We start from the raw sequence: 3,736 nt of genomic DNA on the forward strand, positions 1-3,736 counted from the left end.
TATTACGAAAAAGGAAGTGAGAAAAACACGCAGTGATAAAACCAATAAAGTCACTGAGTTTACTGCTGGTGGCGATATTAATCTGTATGCCAAGGATGATGTCACATTAGAAGCGACCAAAATTAATGCGGGCAAGAATGCCAAAATCACCAGCCAAACGGGCAAGGTGAATTTTAAAGCGGTCAAAAACTCGCAATTTGAACAGGTGATTACAAATTCAAACGGTTTTTATATCACCCAACGTAATAAAGGCTATACCTCAGATAAATGGGTTTTACCTGCATTGCATATTGGTGGAAAACTGACTGTTGATGCGAATAAAGGGATCACTGCGGATGTTAAAACTAAAGAAGGGCAGTCATTCGAACAGGCACTAGCAATATTAAGTCATACTCCTGGGTATGAGTGGCTCGGGGACATTAAAAATAACAAAAACGTCAATTGGGCTGTTGTAAAAGATGCTTATAGCCAGTGGGATATAAAAACTGAAAGCCTTAATCCAGTCGTAGGTGCTGTGATTGCCATTGCTGTAGCGGCTGCTACTTATGGAACCTCTACAGCCGCCAGTGTTGGTGGATTAGCGAGTTCTACTGCTACAACTATGGGGGCTTCAGCGACAACAGCGTCAATGGCTTCTGCTGCGGCACAGGCGGGGTTTGCCTCACTCGTTTCTCAAGCTTCTGTCGCGTTAGTTGAGAACAAAGGAAACCTGTCAAAAACCTTATCCAGTCTAGGGGAAAGTGATACCGTAAAATCAATTGTGACCAGCATGATTATTGCAGGTTCACTTGAAGGATTTGATATTGCGTTATATGGCAAAGCGACTGATCCAGCCAAAGTGACCTTACCAAAACTCAGTGATGGAAATTGGACTCAAGTCGCACAGCGTGTAGCAGGGCAAAGTGCTATCAGCTCAACCATCGGAACAGCGATCCAAGGTGGGAGCTTTAGTGAAAACTTTAAAACAGCCCTACTCAGTAATGTGGCAGGGCAAATTCAAGCTGAAGGGGCTAACCTGATAGGCGATAAATTCCAGTATTTATATGTAGATAAACAGGGAAATATTCTAGGACATACAGGAAAAGCTCTTAGTCATGCGGGTTTGGCTGCACTAAGTGCAGAAATTAGTGGTGGCAATGTAAAAGGAGCCGTTGTTGGTGCATTAGCCGCTGAATTGGCTGCACTATCTCTTGATAACAAAAGTAAAAATAATTTAAATGCAGATACTCAAATAATCAAGGTGGTTGGGGCTTTATCTGGCGGTATTTATACAGGTGAAGCGAGTGGTGCATACAGTGGTGCTAATGCCGCAGAAAATGTATTTCTTTTTAATCACCATTACCATAATTTTTTTGGAAATACGGGCGATAACTTTTTCGCAAGTGGTTTTGAACTTGAAAAAGTATTAGCGAGTGATAGCAGCCTTACGGAGCAAGAAAAACGTAGTATTCGGAAAAATTATCTTAACGGTGCTGGGGGAGAAGACCCTGTAAAGTTAATATTAGAGCATCTTCCCGTTTCAGATACTATGATGGCATTAGCACAGGCCAAGGATACTAAAGATTACGCAATTGCACTATTAACATCGTTACCATTAGAACGAGCTGTAGCCGTTATGGGGCGATTGATCAAAACAACAGGCACGGCTCTTCAGCGGAAACCATTAAAAGGAGGGGCTGGAGGTAACTGGAATGTCATGAATGAAATCGTTGACCCAACTGTAGTGAAACAGGTGACGCCGACTAGTTGTGGCGCTGCATGTGGGGAAATGATATTAAAAGATCGTGATATTTTCACATCTCAGATTAAATTAGGTACAGAATTAACATCAATGAATTCACTTGCCAATAAACTAAATAAAGTTGATAGCGGTTGGGTTGCTAATAATGTTTCTTCCTCAAGTTTTGAGTCATTAAATCGTACCGGTTCTTGGAGTGCAATGATGTGGGACTCAGGTAATAAAGTTGGTCATTGGGTTGTTGTTAAAGGCGTAGACAATGGAGGTAATGTAATAATCAACGATCCATTTAAAGGAACACGGTACACAATGAAAGTTAACGAATTTAAGGATGCATGGAATGGACATAGTGTCTACAAACCATAATATATTTTTATTATCAATAGATTATGATAATACAACGAAAAATATTAGCTATGGTTTTAGTGTCAATAAAGAAACTAAATTTTTCATGGCAAGTATATTTGAGGCTAAAGGAATAAAAGGTATAAATTATACGGATGAACTCGATAAGTTAATAATGTCTATAATGCCATATAAACCAGAAATATCTAAATTTTTAAGTGAGATAACTTGGGATTATATCGAAGGCAGAAATATATCTCTACCAGCTAATTTAATTTAAAACATGGTTCTACGCTAGAATCATTATTCAAGTTTTGTAACAGTCTCCTATTGATAACCTGAGTGAGCTTGATGAGGCTTCCAGTATTTGAATGGGTTTGTTGGATCAGCGAGGCCATTTGAGCAGAAATATACGGTTCATCCACTGTGAGGTGTTTTGACTTGAAGGAGGGTTTATCCGACGAAGCCTTATATGTATTAGCTCAGACCTTACAGTTACCGGTTATTTATAAGGTGTCTGTCAGGTCAAATCTAGTTCAGTTTTTTCTGCCGGGGGGAGGGCGGCCTAGACTGTAATTTAAATTGTGTACTTGCCTGCTTTTGATATGTTAATCCCAACAAAAAAGCACGAGCTATCAAATGACACTACGAGAATTTTTAGAGGGGCCTTGGAATGGAAATGCCGTTTTTAGTCAGTAGTGTATATCTTAATAATATACAATATATTAATGGAAAGGCTTTTTTAACTATATCGATAAACGGTGTTAGTCACGTTTTTATAGCGTATCCTGAAGGGGGGAGATATCAGTCATGAGATCATCGGATGAACTATCAAAACTATTAATGCACCTATCACAATATGAAAGCTCGATATATAAAAAGATATTCACCTTGGTATGGGATTATGTTAAAGGCAAAGACGTAATACTTCCTGCAAAATTATTATAAGAAATCTGGTAATAACAATCAGTAAGCCCTAATGATAGGGGGTAGATAGCTCTAAGTTCAATAGAATTGAGCAAAAAAGATTGAAAACACAGGCGGTTATGATTTTAGCCGCCTGTGTTTTCTTATCGACACATTTTAGGTAATGTTTCTTTTTTAGGACTACTTACCCAATAAGTGTAAGAAGTGAATATGTTTTTCGTACTGATCAAGAATATCGTGAATGATCTGCTCTTTTGCCCAGCCCACACATCGTAGTCTTGTCCACCTTTTTTTAAGTGAATTTCTTCGCGGTAATAGCGTTGTTCTTCGCTTTTTTCTTCATCTGTTTCAGTACCCATACCCGATAACGCAAATGACGGTTGAATATAGTAACGGAGGCGAACTTCATAGAAAAAGTTCATATCGTCGCCTAAATCCACTTCAAAGCTAAATTACCAGTCCTTCCCACATGATTTAAATAACAGAGCAGTCGGTTTCTATATCACAATCAGCAACAGCAGCAATAATGCGAGGCTCAAGTTGCGTTTTAAACTCATCGCAAATGGCAATGTCACGTTAAATGCAGCCCGTGATATTGACTTGCAGTCGGCTAATCTCCAATCCAAAGACAAAATTATTGCACTTTCTGGCCGTGATCTTAAATTAACCGCTACCGCTTACTCTGCCATTCCCAACCCCAATGAAGATAACCAAGATGTACGTTAA

Annotated in this window: 3 protein-coding genes and 1 pseudogene; 3 read left to right on the forward strand and 1 reads right to left on the reverse strand. The window is 39.1% G+C overall.

Translation table 11 applies throughout. The features are described 5' to 3' along the window. The coding region (locus tag PR809_RS19925) for a DUF637 domain-containing protein (protein WP_272524683.1) at positions 1–2,104 on the forward strand (2,104 nt) is incomplete at its 5' end. Further along, entirely contained in the window at positions 2,088–2,363 is a 276-nt protein-coding gene (locus PR809_RS19930) for a hypothetical protein (protein WP_407072567.1), read from the forward strand. The genes PR809_RS19925 and PR809_RS19930, both read left to right, overlap by 17 nt. A gap of 827 nt (positions 2,364–3,190) precedes the next feature. Here PR809_RS19930 and PR809_RS19935 read toward each other — a convergent pair. Further along, a pseudogene (locus PR809_RS19935) lies at positions 3,191–3,456 on the reverse strand (choline transporter); the annotation flags it as partial. 94 nt (positions 3,457–3,550) lie between these two features. Between PR809_RS19935 and PR809_RS19940 the strand changes: the two are divergent. Continuing rightward, positions 3,551–3,736: a hemagglutinin repeat-containing protein gene (locus PR809_RS19940; RefSeq protein WP_272524684.1), complete on the forward strand. Its 186-nt coding sequence runs from the start codon at positions 3,551–3,553 to the stop codon at positions 3,734–3,736.

The organism is Providencia sp. PROV201, from assembly GCF_028479545.1.
Lineage (GTDB): Bacteria > Pseudomonadota > Gammaproteobacteria > Enterobacterales > Enterobacteriaceae > Providencia > Providencia huaxiensis.